The sequence below is a fragment of the Brevundimonas pondensis genome, from assembly GCF_017487345.1.
GTDB classification, from domain to species: domain Bacteria; phylum Pseudomonadota; class Alphaproteobacteria; order Caulobacterales; family Caulobacteraceae; genus Brevundimonas; species Brevundimonas pondensis.
In genome coordinates this window covers 2,407,909-2,429,440 of the sequence record NZ_CP062006.1, presented here as the reverse complement: position 1 = coordinate 2,429,440, position 21,532 = coordinate 2,407,909, and the positions used below count along the sequence as shown (strand labels likewise).

Below are 21,532 nucleotides of genomic sequence, written 5' to 3'. Positions count from 1 at the left end.
ACGGCGGCTATATAAGACCGCACGCCCTTTAACCGAAGGGCGTCTGTGACACAAATATCCTCCTGTAACCTAGCGTCAGGGGCGCGACCGCGAGTCTGGTTGCGTTCGTCTGCGAGGGGGCTATAGACGGCGATGCGGGCCCTGCTTTTCGTCCGCGACTGGAGTTACGACGCGCATGACGACCTTCGACGATCGGGAAAAGGGCTACGAGACCAAGTTCGCCCTCGATCAGGAACAAGAGTTCAAGGCCATCGCGCGTCGCAACAAGATGCTGGGCCTCTGGGCGGCCGAGAAGATGGAGCTGTCGGCTGACAGCGCCGAGCAATACGCCGCCGCCGTGGTCCGCGCCGACTTTGAACAGCCGGGCGAAGAAGACGTCTTCCGCAAGATCGCCGGCGACTTCAAGGCTTCGGGCCTGACGGTTTCGGAAGGTGAACTGCGCTCCAAGATGGACGAACTGGCCTCGATCGCCCGCGAACAGATTCGCGCCGGCGAGTAGCTCCGGGTTCATCCGACCGAATTCAGAAGGGCCGCTGCCGGTGACGGCAGCGGCCCTTCTTTCGTTTTCGGTCGGTCTATTTCGGCATCAGCACGGTGTCGATGACATGGACGACGCCGTTCGATTGGCCGACGTCGGCCTGGGTGATGGTCGAGGTTCCGCCCTTGGCGTCGGTGATGGTCCACTTGCCGCCGCCGGCGTCCCTGACCGTCAGCTTCTCTCCCTGAACCGTGGTCAAGATCGCGGCGCCGCCGCCTTTCTGGGCCTCGGCGGCGATGTCGGCGGCGGTCAGGCGGCCGGGCACGACGTGATAAGTCAGAATCTTGGTCAGGGCCGCCTTCTGGGCCGGTTGCATCAGGCCCTCGCGCGTGGCGGCGGGAATCTTTTCGAAGGCGGCGTTGTCGGGGGCGAAGACGGTGAAGGGGCCGGCGCCCTGCAGGGTCGTAGCCAGACCGGCGGCCTGAACGGCGGCGACCAGGGTGGTCAGGTTCGGCGCCTTGGAGGCGTTGACGACGATATTGTCGCTCGGGTTCATGGCCACGCCGCCGACCATGGGCTCGGTGGAAGCCGGAGCCATCGCGGCGGAATCCGCGGGCATGGCCTCGGTCGGGGCCTTCTCGACCTTGGCTTCGTTGTTGCCGCAGGCGGCCAGCGCCAGCAGGGCGGCGGCGGATACGGTGGCGAGGCTGGCGGTTCGGATCATCTTCATGGCGTGTCTCCATCAGCGCCGCTCGAGGGGGCGGCGGCGTCGGGGAGAACTACGGGCGAGCAGGGCAAATGGTTCAAATTTTCCGGCGCGACGCGTGATCGCCGTGCGCCTGCTTCAGCTCAGGAAGGGCGCCAGCACCGCCCAGGCACGGCGCTTCTCCGCCAGGGGCCGGGCGTGGGCTGGACTGGAGGAGGGCAGGTCGATCAGGGCGACACCCTGCAGATTGGTCAGGATGCGACGCCCCAGCCTGGCCGCCAGCCCGCCGTTGAAGGCCACGGCGCGAAGGTCGGGCAGGCTGTTGGCTAGGCCGCGCAGGTCGGCGGCTTCGGGCGAGCGAATGGCGCCGTCCAGGCTGCCGGCGCGTTCGGCTGAGGCGATCACGTCCCATAGGCCGACGCCACGCGCCTTCAGCCGATTCAGTCGGGCGTCATAAGAAAGTGCGGGCAGGGCCTCGCCCAGCAGACCACCCATCAGCGGCCAGAAGCTGTTGCGCGGGTGGGCGTAATACTGGGCCGCCTTCAGCGAGGCGTCGCCAGGCAGGCTGCCCAGGATCAGGACGCGGGTGTGGTTGTCGACAACAGGCTCGAAGCCGACGCTGCGGGCGTTCATGGTCTTTGGGGTTGGCCCTTGCGCGCCCGATCATACTCTATGTCGGTCTGCCAGGTCCGTCCGCCGAGGCGGAAACTGACGTTCTCCCCCACGGCCGCAGAACCATCTTCGTAGTGGAAGCGCATATTGGACGCCATGCACTGGAACACACGATCATGACGGCGCGAGGCGGCGGTGGGATTCACTACGGCGCAAGCCTCGGGCCGCCCATCCTCACCGACCAGGCATTGCATGGTCAGGGAGAAACCGACCATGCCGTTCAGGCAGCGTCCGGCCGCCGCCTGATCAACCGTGCGCGTAATCGTACGATAGCCTGACTCAGGTTCCGCATCGTCCTGCAGGTGGGCGCCCGGAAGGCTTCCCAGCAAGATGAGGCTCAGCAGCGCCTTGATCATGCCTCGCCGAAGACCCGTTTGAACACCACGTCGACGTTCTTGGTGTGGTAGCCGAGGTCGAACAGGGCCTCGAGCTGGTCGTGGGGCAGGGTGACGCGGGCGTCGGCCTTGAGGAAGTCGAGGAAGGCGCCTTCGCCGCGCCAGACCTTCATGGCGTTCTCCTGAACCGCCGCATAGGCGTCTTCACGCGACACGCCGGCCTGGGTCAGGGCCAGCATGACCCGTTGCGAGTGCACCAGACCGCCCAGGCGGTCGATGTTCTTCTGCATGTTCTCAGGGTAAACGTTCAGGCGCTCGACCACGCCCGCCAGACGGTGCAGGGCGAAGTCGAGGTGGACCGTGGCGTCGGGGCCGATGCCGCGCTCGACCGAGGAGTGGCTGATGTCGCGCTCGTGCCACAGGGCGACGTTCTCCATCGCCGGGGTCACGGCCGAGCGGACCAGACGGGCCAGGCCGGTCAGGTTCTCGGTCAGGATCGGGTTGCGCTTGTGCGGCATGGCCGACGAGCCCTTCTGACCCTTGTCGAAGAACTCCTCGGCTTCGAGGACTTCGGTGCGCTGCAGGTGGCGGATTTCCACGGCCAGGCGCTCGATCGACGAGGCGACGACGCCCAAGGCGGCGAAATAGGCGGCGTGACGGTCGCGTGGGATGACCTGGGTCGAGACGGGCTCGACGGCCAGGCCCATCTGGTCGGCGACATATTGCTCAACCGCCGGATCGACATTGGCGAAGGTGCCGACGGCGCCCGAGATGGCGCAGGTGGCGATCTCTTCACGGGCGGTGACCAAGCGGCGCTTGGCGCGCTGGAACTCGGCGTGATAGCCGGCCAGCTTCAGGCCGAAGGTCACCGGCTCGGCGTGGATGCCGTGCGAACGACCCACGGTCGGGGTGTATTTGTGCTCCTTGGCGCGGGCTTCCAGCGCGGCCAGGACGCGATCGACGCCGCCCAGCAGCAGGTCGGTCGAGCGCGCCAGCTGCACCGCGAAACAGGTGTCCAGCACGTCCGAGGAGGTCATGCCCTGGTGCAGGAAACGGGCTTCCTCGCCGACGATTTCCGACACATGGGTCAGGAAGGCGATGACGTCGTGCTTGGTGGTGCGTTCGATCTCGTCGATGCGGTCCGCATCGAAGGTCGCGTCCTTGCCCTTGGCCCAGATGGCCTCGGCTGATTCCTTGGGGATCACGCCCAGTTCCGCCATCTTGGTGGCGGCGTGGGCCTCGATCTCGAACCAGATCTTGTACTTGGTCTCTTGCGACCAGATGGCGACGGCTTCGGGGCGGGTATAGCGCGTGATCATGGACCGGTCGTGTCGTTCGCGACGGCCCGCGAGTCAAGGTTCGCCATTGACTTCTCGTCCCCTTGTCCCAGATAGGGGCCTCAGAGGACGACCTCTCCCTTCTTTGGGCATGACTGCCGGGACGACCCGGCTCGCCATGCAAGGGAGTAGCGTCATGGCCTGGATTTTCCTTCTTCTCGCCGGTCTGTTCGAGATCGTCTGGGCCTTCCTGATGAAGGCGTCGGACGGGTTTTCGAAGCCGTGGCAGACGATAGGCACCATCGTCTTCATGATCATCAGCTTCGGCCTGCTGTCGATCTCGATGAAGACCCTGCCGCTGGGCACCGCCTATGTGATCTGGACCGGCATCGGCGCGGTCGGGGCCTTCGTGGTCGGCATCGCGGTTCTGGGCGAACCCATCACCCCCATGCGGATCGGCGGCGCGGTCCTGATCATCTCGGGCCTGGTTGTGCTGAAGCTCTCCTCCAGCCATTGATGGGCGACAGCCCAACAGGAGCGACGACCATGGAACTGGTGATCGGTGACAAGCTCTATTCCACCTGGTCGTTGCGGCCCTGGCTGGTGCTGAAGCGCTGCGGCGCGGACTTCACCGAGACGGTCATCCGTCTGAACCGCCCCGACACCGCCGAGCAGATCGCGCTTCATTCGCCCGCCGGGCGCGTCCCGGTGCTGAAGGTCGATGGCGAGACCATCTGGGACAGCCTGGCCATCTCGGTCTGGTGCGCCGAACGCTATCCCGAGGCTGGGCTGTGGCCCGCCGACGCCCATGCGCGCTGGCAGGCCCGGTCGGTGGTCTGCGAGATGCATTCCGGCTTCATGGCCCTGCGCAACGAGTGCGCCATGGCGCCGGACCATTCCATGGTGGGCCCCGACCGCAGCCCGCCGCCGAAGGGCGAGGATACGGCCGCCGACATCCGCCGTCTGGTGCAGATCTTCCGCGAGGCCCGCGCCCGCTTCGGCGCTGGCGGCGACTATCTGTACGGCGAGTGGTCGATCGCTGACGCCTTCTTCACCCCGGTCGCGGCGCGGGTGCGTCATTTCCAGATCGATCTGGCCGCGCACGGCGACACGGATGGCGCAGCCCGCGCCTATGTCGACGCCCTGCTGGCCCAGCCTGACTTCATCGCCTGGGGCGAGGGGGCTCTGGCTAACGCCGCTTAAGCCTGGTCGAAAACCGGTGATTAACGAGTGATGTTACAATCTGTCCTTGCGGCGTCGGGCCGTGGGGGACAGGCGATGCGGACGATCAGTCGCAACACCAACTGGGGCAAGGTCGCCCGCGGTTATTTTCTGGCTGGCCTGGCTTTCGCCTTCGTCTGGGCCATGCTCCTGTCCAGCCTGGTCTGAGCGAGTTCTAGCGGGTCCCGGCGGTCGGGGCGGCCTCGGCCACCTGCATCGGTGCAGGCGCGACAGGCGGCGGCGCGACGTAATCCAGACGGATCGGCACGGTTTTCGCGCCTGACGCCACGGCGTCCAGCGTGTTCAGCGGCGCCCCCAGCATGCGCTGGTAGATCCAGTAGGCGGCCACGACCTTTTCCACGTACTCGCGGGCCTGTGGCACGTCGATGGTCTCGATCAGCAGCAGGGGATCGGCGTCCGGTCCCAGTTTCCGCACTGCGGCCAACATCGGCCCGGGTCCGGCGTTGTAGGAGGCCACGGCCTTCAGCAGATCGCCCTGGAAGGACTCGATCTGGAACAGGCGGTTCACATAGTCCTGACCCAGCTTCAGGTTGGTCGCGGGGACGAACAAACGCTCGGGGCTGCGGACATAGCCCTGATCCCCGGTCATATAGGCGGCGGTCGTAGGCATGACCTGCATCATGCCATAGGCCCCGGCCCCGGAACGGGCGGTGGCGTTGAAGTCGGTTTCCTTGCGCGCGATCGCATAGACCAGCGCCTTCTCGATGGTGAAGCCGCCCTCGGGCGCCAGCTCCGGCATGGGATAGCGGGTCGCGTCGATGCGGCTGGCTTCGGACTGGGCCGCGCGGTTCGGGGCCACGGTGCGGTAAAGTCCGGCCCACAGGCGCCGTGCGGCGTCGTCGCCGGCCGAGCGCATTCCGGTGCGGGCGGCTTCCTCGGCCTCGTTGCGGCGACCGACCTCATAAAGGGCGACCGTGCGGCGCGCGGTCTCGTCGGACCGGATGAAGGCGTTCAGTTCGCGGGCGTCCACGCCGGTGGGCTCGGGCGTGAAGGCGGCGCGCTGCATTGTCGCCGCGCCATAGGCGCGTGGGCCCATGTTCTCGATGACCGGCTCTTCGCCCAACTGGCGCAGGGCGACCTGGCCGTAGAAGGTGGCGGGCCAGCGCGCGCACAGGCGCAGATATTCGGTCACGCGATCCTGGCGGCCCGACCGGGCGGCGGCGCGGGCGGTCCAGAAGGCGGCGCCGGCGCGGACCCAAGGGTCTTCCGTCGGATCTTGAGCCACGCGCTCGAAGGCGCGAAAGGCGTCGGAGAACTCGTTCATGCGCCAGGCGGCCAGGCCGGCGCTCCACCAGTCGCCCATCTCGGCCCCGGTGCGCCAGGCGCCCGCCAGATCGTCGTTGTTCAGAGCGACGCGCGCGGCCTTGGCCGGGTCGGTGACGCCGCCGCTTCCGGCCCCGGTCACGCTGGCCCAGGTGCGTTCCAGCAGGTTGCCGGGACGTTTCGGCTCGGGCGCGCCGTCGGGAATGCGGCGCATGGCCAGGGTATAGACCCGCTGCGCCATCGGCAGGTCGGAATAGGTCTCCAGCCAGGCCGCCAGTTCGTCATAGGTGGCGACGTGGGTGGGGTGGAACAGGCGCTCGAACTCGACCTGACCCAGCAGGATGCGGTCCTGGGCCTGACGCGCCGAACTGCGCGCCAGCTCCAGATCGCCGCGCCGCAGGGCGTCGAAGGCGGTGGTGTAGCTGAGCCGATCGGAACTGCTCAGCGCCGTCGGCGTTCGATCCGAGTCGTTCGCGACATAGGATGTTCCGCCGTCACCGGCTCCATTGTCAGCGGCCAGGGCTGCAGGCGCAATCGTGGCGCAGATCGCAGCAACGAGCAGGGGCGCGAGGGTCGCGCGGTGGAAAAGGTACATACGCGGCGGCCCCCTTCGTCGGCGCCGCTCCCGTCTCGACTCGGGATTGTCAGCGCTCTGTGGACTGGTCGTCAGCCGCTAACCATGCCTGAATCAGGCCTTCGGCTCAACCTGGGCCGTATCCAGACGCGCCGCCAGCGACAGGATGTCGGCCCAGGCGGCTCGCTTGGCCTGGGGCTGACGCAGCAGGAAGGCCGGGTGCAGGGTGGTCATGACGGGGGCCGCAGCCGTCCCGTCATCAAGCCGCCATTCGCGCCACTGACCGCGAATTTTCATCAGGCCTTCCTCGGTGTTGAGCACCGATTTCGCCGCCGCCGCCCCGACCAGAAGCACGGCCCTGGGCTGCATCAGAGCAAAGGCCCGTTCCAGGAAGGGGGCGCAGGCGGCCTGTTCCTGCGGCGTCGGCAGGCGGTCGCCGGGCGGTTTCCAGAAGACGGTGTTGGTCATGAAGGCCTGATCGGCCAGACCCGCAGCCGCCAGCATCCGGTCCAGAAGCTGACCGGGCTGACCGACGAAAGGCTCGCCGCGCAGGTCCTCGGTCTCGCCGGGCGATTCGCCGATCAGCAGGACGGAGCCCCTGGGATTGCCGCGAGCGAACACCGCCTGACGCGCCCCCATGGCCCGCAACGGGCAGCCCTGGAAGGCGGCGATGGCCTCGCCCACTTCATCCATGGTCGTGGCGGCGGCGGCGACACGGCGCGCCTCGGCCACGGCGTCGGCCCCTGACATTCCTCCATGCAGGGCCGTGACCGTGGCGGCGGCCTTCTGCATCACCTGCGGCGCCGGCGGGGCGACAAAAACCGTGCGATCGACCGGCGCGTCCAGATAGCAGGCGTCCACCCCCGCATCGCGCCAGAAGGCGAGCAGGGCTTCGGTTGCGGCGGTGTCGAGGGGCTGGGGCGTCATTCCGTGACAGGGATAAGCCTTGACCGCCGCTGCGTCACCTCATGATAAGGCGGATAACCACGACGATAACGAGGATTCAGGGGAAGATGGCTGAGCAAGCGATCGAAGGCGGCGCAATCAACGCCTGGCAGGAAGCCGTCATCGACAAGCTGCCGCCGGCCGAAGCGCTGGAAGGCGTCGAGCGCGAGGTCATGGAATATGACGTCGTCATCGTCGGCGGCGGCCCCGCCGGTCTGTCCGCCGCCATCCGCCTGAAACAGCGCGCCGAGAAGGACGGCAAGGAGATCTCCGTCGCCGTTCTGGAGAAGTCGGCCGAGATCGGCGGCCACATCCTGTCGGGCGCCGTGATCGATCCCAAGGCCCTGAACGAGCTTTTCCCCGACTGGAAGGAACGCGGCGCGCCGCTGGAGACCCCGGTCAAGACGGACAAGTTCCTGGTGCTGGGTCCGCAGGGGCAGGCGTCCCTGCCGATGTTCGCCATGCCGCCCTTCATGCACAACCACGGCTGCTACATCGCTTCCCTGGGCAATGTCGCGCGCTGGCTGGGCGAGCAGGCCGAGGCTCTGGGCGTCGAGGTCTATCCCGGCATGGCCGCCAGCCACGTGGTCTGGGACGAACCGTCCGGCCGGGTGAAGGGCGTCGTCGCCGGCGTCTTCGGCATCGACCGCGAAGGCAAGCCGACCGGCGACTTCCAGCCCGGTCTGGAACTGCACGGCAAGTATGTCTTCATCGCCGAGGGCGTGCGCGGCTCGCTGGCCAAGACCATCATGGCCCGCCATGACCTGACCGCGAACTCGGACCCGCAGAAGTTCGGCATCGGCCTGAAAGAGCTGTGGCAGATCCCGGCCGAGAAGCATCAGCCCGGCCTGGTCCAGCACACGACCGGGTGGCCCCTGGACGACAAGACGGGCGGCGGGTCCTTCCTGTACCACTTCGGCGACCGCTACGTGTCCGTCGGCTTCGTGGTGCACCTGAACTACCAGAACCCCTTCCTGTCGCCGTTCGACGAGTTCCAGCAGTTCAAGCACCACCCGGCCATTGCCGAGCATCTGGAGGGCGGCACGCGCGTCTCCTACGGCGCTCGCGCCATCACCGAGGGCGGTTTCCAGTCGGTGCCTAAACTGGCCTTCCCTGGCGGCGCCCTGATCGGTTGTTCGGCGGGCTTTGTGAACGTGCCGCGCATCAAGGGCAGCCACAACGCCATGAAGACCGGCATGCTGGCCGCCGACGCCGCCTATGAGGCCGTGATCGCGGGCCGCGAGGGCGACGTGCTGGACGCCTACGAAGAGGCCTACAAGGCGTCGTGGGTCTATAAGGAGCTGAAGATCGTCCGCAACGCCAAGCCCATGCTGTCCAAACTGGGCACCATGATGGGCGGCGCGGTCAGTATGTTCGACATGTGGGTCAACCACCTGACCGGCGGCTTCTCCTTCTTCGGCACGATGAAGCACACCAAGACGGACGCCGCCTCGACCGGTCTGGCCAAGGACTTCAAGCCGATCACCTATCCCAAGCCGGACGGCAAGCTGTCGTTCGACAAGCTGTCCTCGGTCTTCATCTCGAACACCAACCATGCTGAGGATCAGCCGGCCCACCTCAAGCTGCTGAATCCCTCGGTGCCGATCGAGGTCAACCTGCCCAAGTATGGCGAACCGGCGCGGCTCTATTGCCCGGCGGGCGTCTATGAGGTGCTGACCGACGAGCAGGGCCAGAACCCGCGCTTCCAGATCAACGCCCAGAACTGCGTCCACTGCAAAACCTGCGACATCAAGGACCCGTCGCAGAACATCGTCTGGACCACGCCGGAAGGCGGCGGCGGCCCCAACTACCCGAACATGTAAGGCCTAGGGGTTTCAGCCCCTTGCGGGCGGAAGGGAAAGCGTGAAGGGTCCGCCCATGCGCTTCGCCTTCCGCCGCTCCGCCCTGTTCGCCGCCGCCTCGCTGATCGCGTTGGGTCTGGCCGCGCCGTCTCTGGCGCAGGAGGCGACGCAGACGCCGCCGGTTCAGGCTGAAGATCCTGCCGAGGCCGCCGCGCGAGAAGCCGCAAAGGCGGCCGGTGAAGCGGCGAACAGTCCGGATCAGACGGACGATTTCGATGGTGAAGCCATTGTCATCACTCCGCGCGGCGACGTCGACAGCCAAGACCCCGAAATCATCATCGCGGATGCGGCGGAGACGCCTGCGGTTCCCCCTATCCCGGCGATGTGGGCTCCGATCCCGACCGACGCCGAGGGTCGCAGCGCCTACGGCTACTACCTCGCGGGTCGCAACGCCCTGACCAGCGGCGAAGCCGAAGCGGGCGCTGACTATCTGGCGCGAGTTGAAAGGCTGACGCCCGAGCAGCCGCGCGTGCGGGAGCAGGCTTTCACCGCCGCGCTTCTCGCTGGCGACCTCGACGACGCGGGGCGGATCGCGCCCGACGGAGAGGGCGTGTCGCCCGTCATTGTTCAGGCCGGGCGTCTGGTCGCGGCGGTTCAGGCCTTCGTTCATGGCGATACGCGCAAGGCCGACGCCATGTTGAAATCCAGCCCCATTGGCGAACCTCATGATCGCGCCGGGCTATATGTTCAGGGCTGGATCGCGGCGGCGGTCGGCGACTGGGATCGGGCGCTGGCCTTGCCGCCAGTCGAACTGGATCCGGTCAGCACCCTGGTGGCGCGGTCCAATCGCGCCAAATTGCTGGAACGACGGCGCCGTTTCGATGAAGCCGACGCCGAATGGCGGGATCTGACCAGCCACGCTATCGCGTCGCGCCTGTTCCGGCTGCCATACGGCGAGTTTCTGGAGAGGCGCGGCAAACGTGATCTCGCTCTGGTCCAATATGACGCCGCCATAGCCGCGGGGGCGAACGACCGCGCCACGACGCAGGCGCGCGCCCGCGTCCTGGCGAAGGGGCGCGCGCCGGCGTTTCCCTCATGGCGACAGGGGGCGGCCCAGGCGCTGCGGATCGCCGCCGATCAGGCCATCGCCCAGCGCGCGCTGGAATTCGGCGTGGTCTATCTGCGTCTGGCGCTGAACCTTGCGCCGGACGACCAGACGCGTCTGATGATCGGCCAGACGCTGGAACAGGCAGGACTGGAGGCGGCGTCGCGAGCAGCGCTTGGCGCGATAGGGCCGCGGGACGTCGAGCTGTTTACCGCCGCCCGGGTGCAGAGCGCCCTCAGTCTCGAGAAGGATGGTCAGTCGGAGGCTGCGCTTTCGGAGTTGCGTCATGCGGCCGCCGCGCGCCCGGACGAGGCCGGCGTCGCCTATCTTCTGGCCGGTCAGCTGGTGCAGATGAAGCGGTTCGACGAGGCGCTGACGGTTCTGAACGGCCCCTTGCTGAACGTCGCCGACCAGGGGTTCGAGGTGAATTTCCTGCGCGGCGCCGCCTATGAGGCGCTGAATCGCAAACCTGAGGCTGAAGCCGAGCTGTGGGCCGCCCTGCAGAAGCAACCCAACAATCCGACGGTGTTGAATTATCTAGGCTATCTGTGGGTCGATAGCGGCGCGCGCGTGCAGGAAGGCGCCGAGATGATCGCCCGCGCCTTCGCCGCCGATCCGTCGGACGGCAATATCCAGGATTCTCTGGGGTGGGCCCAGTATCGCCAGGGACAGTTCGAGGCGGCGGTCGAGACCCTGGAGCAGGCCGTGGCGAAGGAGCCCGCCAACGCCGAGATCAACGATCACCTGGGCGACGCCTACTGGGCCGTGGGGCGTCAGCGCGAGGCGGGCTTCCAGTGGAACCGCGTCCTGACGCTGGAGGTCGAGGCCGAACGCAAGGCCGAGGTCGAGACCAAGCTGCGCGACAAGCTGGGGCAGGCGCCGACCGACGACAGCGGCGCGGGCGTTTCGGACTGATCTGGTGACGCTGAGCGGCCTGGCTCCGGCCAAGATCAACCTTTTCCTGCACGTCGGGCTGGTGGCGGCGGACGGCTATCACCCCCTGGCCAGTCTGGTCGCCTTCGCCGACGTGGGCGACGGGGTGACTGTCACGCGGGCGGATCGCCTGTCGCTGGACGTGACCGGGCCGTTCGGCGGCGCTCTGGCGGGCGAGGGCGACAACCTGATCCTGCGCGGCCTGCGGGCGCTGGGCGAGGCCGCCGGGATCGGCGCGCCGCCGGTGGCGGTGACCCTGGACAAGCAGCTTCCCATCGCCGCGGGTCTGGGCGGCGGGTCGGCCGACGCGGGGACGGCCATGCGTTTGGCGGCCCAGCTTCTGGACCTTGATCTGGACGAGGCGGCGCTGGAGGCCGTCGCGGGGGTGGTCGGGGCGGACGGCCCCATGTGCCTGCGCGCCCGTCCGGCCTGGGCGACGGGAAAGGGCGACGACCTGACCGACGAACCGCGCCTGTCGCCGCTGCACGCGGTCCTTCTGAACCCCGGCCTGCCGTCGCCGACGGGAGCGGTCTATCGCGCCTATGACGACGCGCCCGCTGGCGAAGCGAACTGTCCGGAAGCGCCCATCGACTGGTCGCCAGCCGCCGTGATCGAGTGGCTGAAGGGCCAGCGCAATGATCTGGAAGCGCCCGCCCTGCGCGTCACGCCGGGCATAGGCGAGGCCTTGTCGGCCATGAACGCCGCGCCGGGCTGTCGCCTGACGCGGATGTCCGGCTCGGGCGCGACGGTCTTCGGCCTGTTCGAGGATGCTGCGGCGGCGGAAAACGCTGCGGTCACGCTGCGACGCCCCGGCTGGTGGGTGCGATCCTGCCTGTTGGGAAATCCTGGGTCCGGTTGAACTCGGCCCCGCCGCCCTCTAGGGTCCGCGCTCAAATTTTGCGCTGCGAAAACGAGCCGCCGTGACGACCGAACCCCTATCCTTCCAGGACCTGATCCTGACCCTGCACAAATACTGGGGCGACCAAGGCTGCGCCATCCTGCAGCCCTACGACATCGAGGTCGGCGCCGGCACCCTGCACCCGGCCACGGTGCTGCGCGCCTTGGGCCCCAAGCCTTGGAAGGCCGCCTATGTCCAGCCGTCGCGTCGTCCGGGCGACGGCCGTTACGGCGAGAACCCCAACCGGCTGCAGCATTATTACCAGTATCAGGTCATCCTGAAGCCGAACCCGGACAACCTGCAGGAGCTGTACCTCGGCTCGCTGGCCGCCATCGGCATCGACCCCAAGCTGCACGACATCCGCTTTGTTGAGGACGACTGGGAAAACCCGACCGTTGGCGCCTGGGGCCTGGGATGGGAGGTCTGGTGCGACGGCATGGAGGTGACGCAGTTCACCTATTTCCAGGGCGTCGGCGGCATCGAGGTCGATGTGGTCTCGGGCGAGCTGACCTACGGGCTGGAACGTCTGGCCATGTATGTTCAGGGCGTCGACAACGTCTATGACCTGAAGTTCAACAAGGAGGGCCTGACCTACGGCGAGGTCTTCCTCGAGAACGAGCGCCAGCAGTCGGAAGCCAACTTCCACGGCTATGACGTCGCCGCGCTGAAGCGCCGCTTCGAGGACATGGAGCGCGAGGCCGCCCACTTCCTGACCATGAAGGGGCCGCAGGGCCAGCCGCTGGTCCTGCCCGCCTATGATCAGGTGCTGAAGGCCTCGCACCTGTTCAACCTGATGGACGCCCGCGGCGCCATCGCCGTCGCCGAACGCCAGAGCTACATCGGCCGCATCCGCGACCTCTGCAAAGCCTGCGCTCTCGCTCAAGTCGAACACGAACGGGCGACCGCCTGATGCCCCAGCTTCTCCTCGAAATCTTCTCTGAAGAAATCCCCGCCCGCATGCAGCAGGGCGCCGCGCGCGATCTGGAGCGCATGGCCTCCGAGCGTCTGAAGGCCGCCGGTCTGACCTGGGAGGCGCTGAACGCCTTTGCCGGGCCGCGCCGCCTGACGCTGGTGATCGACGGCCTGCCCGCCGCCACGCCCGACCGCAACGAAGAGGTCAAGGGGCCCAAGACCTCGGCCCCGGCTCAGGCGCTGGAAGGCTTCCTGCGCAAGACCGGCCTGACGCAGGACCAGTTGGTCGAGCGCGACGGGATCTGGTTCGCCGAGATCAGCAGTAAGGGCCGCCAGACCACCGAGGTCTTCGCCGAGGCCGTGGATCAGATCGTCCGCAGCTTCCCCTGGCCCAAGTCGATGCGCTGGGGCGTGGGAACCCTGCGCTGGGTGCGCCCGATCAAGCGCATCATCGCCCTGTTCGACGGGGCGGTGGTCCCGTTCGAGATCGACGGCATCCAGTCCGGCGACGTGACCGAGGGCCACCGCTTCCTCGGCAGCGGCAAGCCGTTTGCGGTCAAGGACTTCGCCGACTACCGCGCCAAGCTCGAGAAGGAATACGTCCTGCTGGACGTGGCCGACCGCAAGCTGCGCATTCTGGACGGGGCCAAGGCCGCTTGCGCCGCACGCGGTCTGGTGCTGGTCGACGATGACGGCCTGCTGGACGAGGTCGCCGGTCTGGCCGAATGGCCGACGCCGATCCTGGGCGACATGGACCCGCAGTTCCTGTCCCTGCCGCCCGAAGTGGTCCGCCTGTCGATGAAGGTGCACCAGAAGTATTTCGCCGTGCGCGATCCCTCGAAAGACGGTCTGGCCCCCAACTTCCTCGTCGTCGCCAATATCGAGGCCACCGATGGCGGCAAGGCCCTGTCCGCCGGCAACAGCCGCGTCCTGTCGGCCCGCCTGAACGACGCCCGCTTCTTCTGGGACGAGGATCAGAAGGTCGGCTTCGACGCCTGGAACGACAAGCTGACGGGCGTCACCTTCCACGCCAAGCTCGGCGCCCTGTCCGAGCGCGTCGACCGCATCGCGGCGCTGGCGCGTGAGATCGCGCCTCTGGTCGGCGCCGACGCGGCGCAGGCCGAGCAGGCCGCGCGCCTGTCCAAGGCCGATCTGGCCTCGGGCATGGTCAGCGAGTTCCCCGAACTTCAGGGCATCATGGGCGGCTACTACGCCCGTCTGGCCGGCTATCCCGACGCCGTGGCCGACGCCGTGCGCGACCACTACAAGCCGCAGGGGCCGGGGGACAGCGTCCCGACCGCCCCGGTTACGGTCGCCGTCGCCATCGCCGAGAAGCTGGACACCCTGGTCGGCTTCTTCGCCATCGACGAAAAGCCCACCGGCTCGCGCGATCCCTACGCCCTGCGACGCGCCGCGCTGGGCGTGATCCGGCTGGTGCTGGAGAACGGTGCAAGACTGAAGCTACGCGACCTCTTGCCTGACATCTGGCGTGTCTATTTTGAGCAAGCTTGGGTCCGTTCCAACCCGCAAAGCGCGCTGGGTCGGGCTGAGCAGCGTCGCTTTTACGCCGAATTGGATATCGCTGCTCAGCAGGAAGACATCGAGCGCTTTGCCCAGCTTTCTCGTTCTGAGGGGAGGCTTGAGGGATGGTATGAAACGTCAGAGGCCCTCCTCGCCTTCTTCGCTGACCGCCTGACCGTCCTGCTGCGCGACCAAGGCCAGCGTCACGACCTCGTGGCCGCCGTCTTCGCTCTGGGCGACGACGATCTGGTGCGGATCGTGCGTCGGGTGGAGGCGCTGGCCGCCTTCCTCGCCACGGACGACGGAGCCAACCTGCTGGCGGGCTACAAGCGGGCGTCGAACATCCTCAAGGCCGAGGAGAAGAAGGGACCGCTGCCGCAGGGCGCTGTCGCCACCGGCCTGGCCAACCAGCCGGCGGAAGAAACTGCGCTGGCCTTCGCCGCCGCCGCCGCCGCGACTGCCGTGGACGCGGCGCTGGAGACGGAAGACTTCGCCGCCGCCATGACGGCCCTGGCCGCCCTGCGTGGCCCGGTGGACGCCTTCTTCACCGCCGTCATGGTCAACTCCGACGTGGCCGAGGAGCGGGACAACCGCCTGAAGCTGCTGGGTCAGGTGCGCGGCGTCATGGGTCGGGTGGCGGACTTCGGTCAGATCGCGGGGTAGGGCTCTCTCCGAACCGACCGTCGCGTCGCCCCCTCCACCGCTTCGCGGTCCCCCTCCCCACAAAGTGGGGAGGAAAGGGGCACGTGTCTTTCCTCCCTGTCGCGTAGCGATGGGGAGGTGGATCGGCGGCGGAGCCGACGAGACGGAGGGGGCGGCGCAGACGGCTGAAAATCTGCATCCCGATACATCCTCTCACGGATTGTTACGTCCTCGGCCTCGCCTTCGCAGGTGCAGCGCGCTAGTGAGTGCCACCGTACGCGGGACTCAAAGATCCTGCGGCGACAGACCACGGCTCAGGGACTGCAAGATGACCAAGTGGGTGTACGGCTTCGGCGGGGGCTCCGCTGACGGCGATGCGTCGATGAAGAACCTTCTCGGCGGCAAGGGCGCGAACCTCGCGGAAATGTCGTCGCTGGGCCTTCCGGTGCCGCCCGGCTTTACGATCACGACGGAAGCCTGCGTCCACTATTACTCCAACGGCGAGACCTATCCGGCCGAGCTGGCCGATCAGGTCGCCGCCGGTCTGAAGACCGTCGAGGGCATCGTCGGCAAGACCTTCGGCGACGCGTCCAACCCCCTGCTGGTCTCGGTGCGCTCGGGCGCACGGGCCTCGATGCCGGGCATGATGGACACGGTGCTGAACCTGGGCCTGAACGACCAGACGGTCGAGGGTCTGGCCGCCCTGTCCGGCGACCGCCGCTTCGCCTTCGACTCCTATCGTCGTTTCATCACCATGTATTCCAACGTGGTTCTGGGCATCGGTCACGATCAGTTCGAGGAGGTTCTGGACGACCACAAGGATCGTCTGGGCGTCTCGGTCGACACCGAACTGACCGCCGAGAACTGGGAAAAGGTCGTCGCCGACTATAAGGTTCTGGTCGAGCGTGAACTGGGCCAGCCCTTCCCGCAGGACCCGCATGACCAGCTGTGGGGCGCCGTCTCGGCCGTCTTCGCCAGCTGGATGAACGATCGCGCGAAATTCTATCGCCGCATGCACGACATCCCCGAGAGCTGGGGCACCGCCGTCAACATCCAGTCCATGGTGTTCGGCAACATGGGCGAGACCTCGGCGACGGGCGTGGCCTTCACCCGCAACCCCTCGACCGGCGAAGCCAAGCTGTACGGCGAGTTCCTGATCAACGCCCAGGGCGAGGACGTGGTCGCGGGCATCCGCACGCCCCAGTCCCTGACCCAGGCGGGCCGCGAGGAGATGGGCGAGACCGCGCCTTCGATGGAAGAGGCCATGCCGATCGTCTTCGCTGAGTTCGTGGACGTCGTGAACCGGCTGGAAAGCCACTATCGCGACATGCAGGACATCGAGTTCACGGTCGAACAGGGCCGCCTGTGGATGCTGCAGACCCGCAACGGCAAGCGCACCGCCAAGTCGGCGCTGAAGATCGCCGTCGATCTGGCCTCCGAAGGCGTGATCTCGCAGGAAGAGGCCGTGTCGCGGGTCGAGCCCGCCGCTCTGGATCAGCTGCTGCACCCGACGCTGGATCCCAACGCCGCCCGCACCGTGGTGGCGGCGGGCCTGCCGGCCTCGCCCGGCGCGGCCACCGGCAAGATCGTCTTCGACGCCGACGAGGCCGAGCGCCTGTCGCAGGTCGGCGACGCCGTCATCCTGGTGCGCGAGGAAACCTCACCCGAGGACATCCACGGCATGCATGCGGCGCGCGGCATCGTCACGGCGCGCGGCGGCATGACCAGCCACGCCGCGGTCGTGGCGCGCGGCATGGGGCGTCCCTGCGTCTCCGGCGCCGGTGAAATCTCGATCAACGAGAAGGCCGGGATCTTCACCGCACGCGGCCGCACCTTCAAGGCCGGCGAAGTCATCACCATCGACGGCGGCAAGGGCGAGGTCCTCGATGGGGCCGTGGCCATGATCGAGCCGGAGCTGACGGGCGACTTCCAGACCCTGATGGCCTGGGCTGACGGCGTGCGCCGTCTGAAGGTCCGCGCCAACGCCGAGACTCCGCTGGACGCCAAGACCGCGCGCGGCTTCGGCGCCGAGGGCATCGGCCTGTGCCGCACCGAGCACATGTTCTTCGACGAGGCCCGCATCGCCGCCGTGCGCGAGATGATCCTGGCCGACGACGAGCAGGGCCGTCGCGCGGCCCTGGCCAAGATCGCCCCGTTCCAGAAGTCGGACTTCGTCGAGCTGTTCACCATCATGAGCGGCCTGCCGGTGACGATCCGTCTGCTGGACCCGCCGCTGCACGAGTTCATCCCGCACACCGACGCCGACATCGACGCCCTGGCCGCCGTCTCGGGTCTGGACGCCGCCAAGCTGAAGCGTCGCGCCCGTGAACTGCACGAGACCAACCCCATGCTCGGCCACCGCGGCTGCCGCCTGGGCGTCGCCTATCCCGAGATCTACGAGATGCAAGTCCGCGCCATCCTCGAGGCGGCGCTGGAGGTGAAGAAGGCGTCGGGCGTGGCCCCGATCCCGGAGATCATGCACCCGCTGGTCGCCCTGGGTCTGGAGATGAAGTATCTGCGCGAGCTGACCGACCGCACCGCCAAGGCCGTCTTCGCCGACGCCGGCGACAGCGTCGACTACCTGGTCGGCACCATGATCGAACTGCCGCGCGCGGCCCTGCGCGCCGCCGATCTGGCTGAGTACGCCGAGTTCTTCAGCTTCGGCACCAACGACCTGACCCAGACCACCTTCGGCATCAGCCGCGACGACTCCGGCCACTTCCTGCAGGCCTATCTGGACAAGGGCATCTTCGAGACCGATCCCTTCGTGCGTCTGGATCAGGACGGCGTGGGCGACCTGATCCGCATCGCCGAGGAACGCGGTCGCGGGGTCAAGTCGGACATGAAGATGGGCATCTGCGGCGAACATGGCGGCGATCCGTCGTCCATCGCCTTCTGCGAGAGCGTCGGCCTCGACTACGTCTCCTGCTCGCCCTACCGGGTGCCGATCGCCCGTCTGGCCGCCGCCCAGGCCGCGCTGTCGGCCCGTTCCGGCGAGGAGCGCGAAAAGGACCGCTAGAGCGAAATCGGTTCAGATGCGCGCATCTGAACCCAGATGTTCGCTCCAGCATCAATCCTGGAGCCTGATCTACCGATCAGGCTCTAGAGGCCTGTTTCAGGTCTGAGCGTGCAAAGGCGGTCCCTCGGGGCCGCCTTTTTCGTGCCGGAATAAGGTCACGATCAATGTAACGACGTATGTGTCCAGGCGCACACGGTTGCGCCTGTGTATCCGCATGCCTCTGGAACGGATAGGCGGGATGCCCATTTAACTCCGTGCTGGATGGGGCCGGTGACCGCAGAAGTCACCGCATCTAGTTTTACTAGGAGTTATAGAAACAATGCGTAACATTCTTCTCGCCGCCGCCGCCATTTCTGTTTTCGCTGCTCCCGCGTTCGCTCAGTCGGGTCCGGACGCCCGCGGCTATGGTTCGCTGGGCTACACGCATGTTGAAGGCGACAACGCCATGACCGGCGCCGTGACCGGCCGCCTGGGCGTCAACCTTAACCGCTACCTGGCCGTCGAGACCGAGGCCTCGGTCGGCGTCAAGGACGACGACTTCACCGTCGCCGGCGTCGATGGTTCGATCAAGCATGAGTGGGACGCCGCTGGCTATGTAGTCGGCAAGTATCCCGTGAGCGATAAGCTGGAGCTGTTCGCCCGCGGCGGTTACGGCCACACCGAGCTGAAGCAGGAGATCGTCGGCGCCAATACCGACGTGGGCGGCGACAGCTGGAACTACGGCGTCGGCGCCAACTACTATCTGGACGGCGTCAATGGCGTGCGCGCCGACTGGACCCGTCGCGATTTCCGCGACAACGCCGGTGAAGCCGACGCCTATTCGGTCAGCTATGTCCGTCGCTTCTAGGCGCTGGTGATATGAAGGGGCCGTTCCGTAGGGAGCGGCCCCTTTTCACCTGCCGATGGTATGTGTTGCAATTGTCACGAATGGCGCACGACCATGCAGCGCTCTGTCGCGCGTGTGGAGGAACGGCGAAATCTAGGATAGATACCAGCCTAGTCTGGCTATCCGTAGGGGGCGAGCCAGTTTGCACTTAGGAGAAGACATGGTTCGGTCATTTGCCGCCGCTGCAGGCGTGCTCGCGTTCATGGGTGTGGCTGCTTCGGCCCAGGCTCAGAGCGCTTTCGAGCCGACGCCTTACGCCACCATCGGTTACACGTCCTTTGACGCCAAGGATTCGGGCGTCAACGTTGGCGCCATCACCGGTCGCGCCGGCGTTCAGCTGCATCCCAACTTCGCCACCGAAGGCGAGCTGTCGTTCGGCGTCCAGGATGACGATGTTCGCGAACAGGGCGTGGACGTCAACATCAAGCACCGCTTCGACATTGCCGCCTATGGCGTGGCGATCCTGCCTCTCGGCGATCGCGCTCAGCTGTTCGCTCGCGTGGGCTTCGGTCACACCGAGATTGAAGCCAAGGCTTCGGCTGCCGGCGCCGCCGCTTCGGTTTCGCTGGACGGCAAGAGCTGGAACTACGGTGTCGGCGGCCAGTATTTCCTGGATGGCAAAAATGGCGTGCGTCTGGACTGGACGCGCCGCGATTTCACCGAAGACCAGGGCGAGGTCGATGTTTACAGCATCAACTACGTCCGTCGTTTCTAGAGTCTGACGGCTCTTACGACGAAGGCCCGCTCCGAAAGGAGCGGGCCTTTTTCGTGTGGCTCGGATGGTTTGTGGGTCAGGCCAGGTCCGGGGCGAGGGCCCAGCGCAGAGAGTTCTCGCCGAAGGGCTTGATGAAGAAGTCGCGATAGCGCTCGAACACCTCCACGATCCTGGCCTTCAGATCCTGGGTCACGGACTCGCCGCGTTGACGTTTCAGCGCCGCCACGCAGTTGACGACGATGTCCTGATGGGCTGATCCGCCCATATGTTTCAGCACCGTGGCCACGTCATGGGCCAGCGGATCGTTGAGCTTTTCGGTCCACGGTGAAACGGTCTGAGTCATACGGGCGCCATCCCCCTCGCTCTCAACACCTGTTACGGTTTGCAAAAAAATCCGAACAGTGCAAGCGCCGCCGGAAATAATGATTCCCGTTATCTGGCTTCAGGGGCGTTTTTGCACAAAAACCGTGCCCGCCGAGTAGCCGGCGCCGAAGCTGCAGATCAGGCCCGTGTCGCCCGGCGCAAAGCCGTCATTCTTCAGGTGGAAGGCGATGATCGACCCCGCCGAGGAGGTGTTGGCGTAGTCGTCAAGGATGATGACATTCTCGCTCGGCTCCGGCTCGCGGCCCAGCACCTTTTTGCCGATAAGGGTGTTCATGTTGATGTTGGCCTGGTGCAGCCACATCCGCTTGAGCCCGTGCGGGTCCAGGTTCAGCTCGGCGGCGTGGTCCAGGATCATCTCCGAGACCATGGGCACCACCTCCTTGAAGACCTTGCGACCCTGCTGGACGAACATCTTGTCGGTCAGGCCGTCGGACGACACGGGCTCGCTCGCGCCCGTCGGCAGGGCGGCGCGGTTCAGGAAGCCGAAATTGTTGCGGATGTTGTTCGAGAAGCTGGTCTTCAGCTTCGTGCCGACGATGTCCCAGCCGCCGGGGCCGGCCTGATCCTCGGCCTCGATGATGACGGCGGTGGCCACATCGCCAAAGATGAAGTGGCTGTCGCGGTCCTTGAAGTTCAGGTGGGCCGAGCAGATTTCCGGGTTGACCATCAGCACGGCCTTGACCGAGCCCGAGGCCACGAAATCCGCCGCCGTCTTGATGCCGAAGGTAGCGGAACTGCACGCCACGTTCATGTCGAAGGCGAAGCCCTCGATCCCCAGCGCCTGCTGCACCTCGATGGCCATGGCGGGGTAGGGGCGCTGCATGTTGGACGCGGCGCAGATGACGGCGCCGATCTCGCTGACGGGCTTGCCCCAGGCCTTGATGGCGTCCTGCGCGGCCTTCACGGCCATCTCGGCCAGGATCGACAGTTCGTCGTCGCCGCGCGCGGCCAGATTGGGCAGCATCCGCTCGGGGTCGATGATGCCGGCCTTGTCCATGACGAAGCGGGACTTGATGCCTGAGGCCTTCTCGATGAAGGCCTCGGACGAGGGCGTCTTCAACTCTAGTTCGCCTGCGGCGATGGCCTCGGCGTTTTCGGCGTTCCAGGCCTCGGCCCAAGCGTTGTAGGCGGCGACCAGTTCGGCGTTCGAGATCGATTGCTCCGGCGTGAACAGACCGGTGGCGGAAATGACGGCTTGGGGCACTGGCTTCTCTTTCCCTCTC

Annotated in this window: 19 protein-coding genes; 11 read left to right on the top strand and 8 right to left on the bottom strand. The window is 66.8% G+C overall.

All coding sequences use genetic code 11. From position 1 onward, the window contains the following. The first annotated feature begins 175 nt into the window (after positions 1-175). Entirely contained in the window at positions 176-499 is a 324-nt protein-coding gene (locus IFE19_RS12095; protein ID WP_105563082.1) for a DUF1476 domain-containing protein, read from the top strand. Positions 500-575: 76 nt separating this feature from the next. Here IFE19_RS12095 and IFE19_RS12090 read toward each other — a convergent pair whose 3' ends face one another. From IFE19_RS12090 to purB, 4 genes are all read right to left on the bottom strand, one after another. Continuing rightward, the gene (locus tag IFE19_RS12090; protein WP_207822653.1) at positions 576-1,208 is read right to left on the bottom strand and encodes a fasciclin domain-containing protein; all 633 of its coding nucleotides are present in this window, start codon (positions 1,206-1,208) and stop codon (positions 576-578) included. A gap of 114 nt (positions 1,209-1,322) precedes the next feature. Then, the gene (locus IFE19_RS12085) at positions 1,323-1,817 is read right to left on the bottom strand and encodes a DNA-deoxyinosine glycosylase (protein ID WP_207822651.1); all 495 of its coding nucleotides are present in this window, start codon (positions 1,815-1,817) and stop codon (positions 1,323-1,325) included. Continuing rightward, complete coding sequence (locus tag IFE19_RS12080; RefSeq protein ID WP_207822649.1) at positions 1,814-2,212, bottom strand: hypothetical protein; 399 nt, start codon at positions 2,210-2,212, stop codon at positions 1,814-1,816. Before IFE19_RS12080 ends, IFE19_RS12085 begins: the two co-directional genes overlap by 4 nt. Next, positions 2,209-3,510 (bottom strand): adenylosuccinate lyase, encoded by a 1,302-nt coding sequence (purB, locus tag IFE19_RS12075; RefSeq protein WP_207822648.1) that lies wholly within the window; start codon positions 3,508-3,510, stop codon positions 2,209-2,211. The genes IFE19_RS12080 and purB overlap by 4 nt, the downstream gene beginning before the upstream one ends. A 154-nt stretch (positions 3,511-3,664) precedes the next feature. Here purB and IFE19_RS12070 point away from each other — a divergent pair, with 154 nt between their 5' ends. Further along, positions 3,665-3,985, top strand: coding sequence for a DMT family transporter (locus tag IFE19_RS12070; RefSeq protein WP_207822646.1), 321 nt, complete (start codon positions 3,665-3,667; stop codon positions 3,983-3,985). Between the two features lie 29 nt (positions 3,986-4,014). Beyond that, the gene (locus IFE19_RS12065) at positions 4,015-4,671 is read left to right on the top strand and encodes a glutathione S-transferase family protein (RefSeq protein ID WP_207822644.1); all 657 of its coding nucleotides are present in this window, start codon (positions 4,015-4,017) and stop codon (positions 4,669-4,671) included. A gap of 193 nt (positions 4,672-4,864) precedes the next feature. On the opposite strand, the gene IFE19_RS12060 is transcribed toward IFE19_RS12065, so the two are convergent. Both IFE19_RS12060 and IFE19_RS12055 read right to left on the bottom strand, forming a co-directional pair. After that, complete coding sequence (locus IFE19_RS12060) at positions 4,865-6,568, bottom strand: lytic transglycosylase domain-containing protein (RefSeq protein WP_207822642.1); 1,704 nt, start codon at positions 6,566-6,568, stop codon at positions 4,865-4,867. A 93-nt stretch (positions 6,569-6,661) separates the two neighbouring features. After that, on the bottom strand, positions 6,662-7,474 hold the full coding sequence (locus IFE19_RS12055) for a uracil-DNA glycosylase (RefSeq protein ID WP_207822640.1): 813 nt from the start codon (positions 7,472-7,474) through the stop codon (positions 6,662-6,664). A 191-nt stretch (positions 7,475-7,665) separates the two neighbouring features. Between IFE19_RS12055 and IFE19_RS12050 the strand changes: the two genes are divergently transcribed. From IFE19_RS12050 to IFE19_RS12015, 8 genes are all read left to right on the top strand, one after another. Then, on the top strand, positions 7,666-9,315 hold the full coding sequence (locus IFE19_RS12050) for an electron transfer flavoprotein-ubiquinone oxidoreductase (protein WP_225910501.1): 1,650 nt from the start codon (positions 7,666-7,668) through the stop codon (positions 9,313-9,315). 55 nt (positions 9,316-9,370) lie between these two features. After that, positions 9,371-11,314, top strand: coding sequence for a tetratricopeptide repeat protein (locus IFE19_RS12045; RefSeq protein WP_207822636.1), 1,944 nt, complete (start codon positions 9,371-9,373; stop codon positions 11,312-11,314). A 4-nt stretch (positions 11,315-11,318) separates the two neighbouring features. Next, positions 11,319-12,191, top strand: a complete 873-nt coding sequence (locus IFE19_RS12040) for a 4-(cytidine 5'-diphospho)-2-C-methyl-D-erythritol kinase (protein ID WP_404822129.1) — start codon at positions 11,319-11,321, stop codon at positions 12,189-12,191. Between the two features lie 61 nt (positions 12,192-12,252). Beyond that, complete coding sequence (locus IFE19_RS12035; protein ID WP_207822633.1) at positions 12,253-13,140, top strand: glycine--tRNA ligase subunit alpha; 888 nt, start codon at positions 12,253-12,255, stop codon at positions 13,138-13,140. After that, positions 13,140-15,326: a glycine--tRNA ligase subunit beta gene (gene glyS, locus IFE19_RS12030; RefSeq protein WP_207822631.1), complete on the top strand. Its 2,187-nt coding sequence runs from the start codon at positions 13,140-13,142 to the stop codon at positions 15,324-15,326. The genes IFE19_RS12035 and glyS overlap by 1 nt, the downstream gene beginning before the upstream one ends. A gap of 307 nt (positions 15,327-15,633) precedes the next feature. Beyond that, positions 15,634-18,324: a pyruvate, phosphate dikinase gene (ppdK, locus tag IFE19_RS12025; RefSeq protein WP_207822629.1), complete on the top strand. Its 2,691-nt coding sequence runs from the start codon at positions 15,634-15,636 to the stop codon at positions 18,322-18,324. A gap of 319 nt (positions 18,325-18,643) precedes the next feature. After that, complete coding sequence (locus IFE19_RS12020; protein ID WP_207822627.1) at positions 18,644-19,171, top strand: porin family protein; 528 nt, start codon at positions 18,644-18,646, stop codon at positions 19,169-19,171. Between the two features lie 199 nt (positions 19,172-19,370). Further along, positions 19,371-19,925 (top strand): porin family protein, encoded by a 555-nt coding sequence (locus IFE19_RS12015; protein ID WP_207822625.1) that lies wholly within the window; start codon positions 19,371-19,373, stop codon positions 19,923-19,925. A gap of 76 nt (positions 19,926-20,001) precedes the next feature. Here IFE19_RS12015 and IFE19_RS12010 read toward each other — a convergent pair whose 3' ends face one another. Next, the gene (locus tag IFE19_RS12010) at positions 20,002-20,268 is read right to left on the bottom strand and encodes a hypothetical protein (RefSeq protein ID WP_207822623.1); all 267 of its coding nucleotides are present in this window, start codon (positions 20,266-20,268) and stop codon (positions 20,002-20,004) included. A 99-nt stretch (positions 20,269-20,367) separates the two neighbouring features. Then, a complete protein-coding gene (locus IFE19_RS12005; RefSeq protein WP_207822621.1) occupies positions 20,368-21,513 on the bottom strand; it encodes a beta-ketoacyl-ACP synthase III in 1,146 nt (381 codons plus the stop codon). Between the last annotated feature and the right edge of the window lie 19 nt (positions 21,514-21,532).

What these genes read in the sequence shown, in the direction of transcription:
- IFE19_RS12095 (WP_105563082.1), top strand. Translation starts at nt 176, where the DNA reads ATGACGACCTTCGACGATCGGGAAAAGGGCTACGAGACCAAGTTCGCC.
- IFE19_RS12090 (WP_207822653.1), bottom strand. Translation starts at nt 1,208, where the DNA reads ATGAAGATGATCCGAACCGCCAGCCTCGCCACCGTATCCGCCGCCGCC.
- IFE19_RS12085 (WP_207822651.1), bottom strand. Translation starts at nt 1,817, where the DNA reads ATGAACGCCCGCAGCGTCGGCTTCGAGCCTGTTGTCGACAACCACACC.
- IFE19_RS12080 (WP_207822649.1), bottom strand. Translation starts at nt 2,212, where the DNA reads ATGATCAAGGCGCTGCTGAGCCTCATCTTGCTGGGAAGCCTTCCGGGC.
- purB (WP_207822648.1), bottom strand. Translation starts at nt 3,510, where the DNA reads ATGATCACGCGCTATACCCGCCCCGAAGCCGTCGCCATCTGGTCGCAA.
- IFE19_RS12070 (WP_207822646.1), top strand. Translation starts at nt 3,665, where the DNA reads ATGGCCTGGATTTTCCTTCTTCTCGCCGGTCTGTTCGAGATCGTCTGG.
- IFE19_RS12065 (WP_207822644.1), top strand. Translation starts at nt 4,015, where the DNA reads ATGGAACTGGTGATCGGTGACAAGCTCTATTCCACCTGGTCGTTGCGG.
- IFE19_RS12060 (WP_207822642.1), bottom strand. Translation starts at nt 6,568, where the DNA reads ATGTACCTTTTCCACCGCGCGACCCTCGCGCCCCTGCTCGTTGCTGCG.
- IFE19_RS12055 (WP_207822640.1), bottom strand. Translation starts at nt 7,474, where the DNA reads ATGACGCCCCAGCCCCTCGACACCGCCGCAACCGAAGCCCTGCTCGCC.
- IFE19_RS12050 (WP_225910501.1), top strand. Translation starts at nt 7,666, where the DNA reads ATGGAATATGACGTCGTCATCGTCGGCGGCGGCCCCGCCGGTCTGTCC.
- IFE19_RS12045 (WP_207822636.1), top strand. Translation starts at nt 9,371, where the DNA reads ATGCGCTTCGCCTTCCGCCGCTCCGCCCTGTTCGCCGCCGCCTCGCTG.
- glyS (WP_207822631.1), top strand. Translation starts at nt 13,140, where the DNA reads ATGCCCCAGCTTCTCCTCGAAATCTTCTCTGAAGAAATCCCCGCCCGC.
- ppdK (WP_207822629.1), top strand. Translation starts at nt 15,634, where the DNA reads ATGACCAAGTGGGTGTACGGCTTCGGCGGGGGCTCCGCTGACGGCGAT.
- IFE19_RS12020 (WP_207822627.1), top strand. Translation starts at nt 18,644, where the DNA reads ATGCGTAACATTCTTCTCGCCGCCGCCGCCATTTCTGTTTTCGCTGCT.
- IFE19_RS12015 (WP_207822625.1), top strand. Translation starts at nt 19,371, where the DNA reads ATGGTTCGGTCATTTGCCGCCGCTGCAGGCGTGCTCGCGTTCATGGGT.
- IFE19_RS12010 (WP_207822623.1), bottom strand. Translation starts at nt 20,268, where the DNA reads ATGACTCAGACCGTTTCACCGTGGACCGAAAAGCTCAACGATCCGCTG.